The organism is Burkholderia sp. Bp9090, from assembly GCF_003857985.1.
Lineage (GTDB): Bacteria > Pseudomonadota > Gammaproteobacteria > Burkholderiales > Burkholderiaceae > Burkholderia.
In genome coordinates, this window is the sequence record NZ_QTPV01000118.1 from 1 (window position 1) to 528 (window position 528).

Here is a 528-nt window from a genome sequence, read left to right on the forward strand (position 1 = left end):
CCGTCGAACCTGCCCGAATACGCGTTGCGCACCACGCTGCGGATGCTCGCCGCGATGGTCGCGTCGCTCGCGTTCACGCTGGTGTACGGCACGCTCGCCGCGAAAAGCCGCCGTGCCGGCATGGTGCTGATCCCGATCCTCGACATCCTGCAGTCGGTGCCGGTGCTCGGCTATATCTCGTTTACGGTCACGTTCTTCCTCGCACTGTTCCCGGGCCGCGTGCTCGGCGCCGAGCTCGCGGCGATCTTCGCGATCTTCACGAGCCAGGCGTGGAACATGACGTTCAGCTTCTACCAGTCGCTGCGCACGGTGCCGCGCGACCTGAACGAAGTGTCGCGCGGCTTCCACCTGACGCCGTGGCAGCGCTTCTGGAAGCTCGAGGTGCCGTTCTCGATGCCGGGGCTGATCTGGAACATGATGATGTCGATGTCGGGCGGCTGGTTCTTCGTCGTCGCGTCGGAGGCGATCACCGTCGGCAACCAGACCATCACGCTGCCGGGCATCGGCGCGTATCTCGCGCAGGCGATC

Annotated in this window: 1 protein-coding gene; it reads left to right on the forward strand. The window is 65.7% G+C overall.

What is annotated here, in order from left to right; genetic code table 11:
- A partial coding sequence (locus DIE16_RS36355; protein ID WP_124894425.1) for an ABC transporter permease subunit occupies positions 1-528 on the forward strand: 528 nt, incomplete at both ends.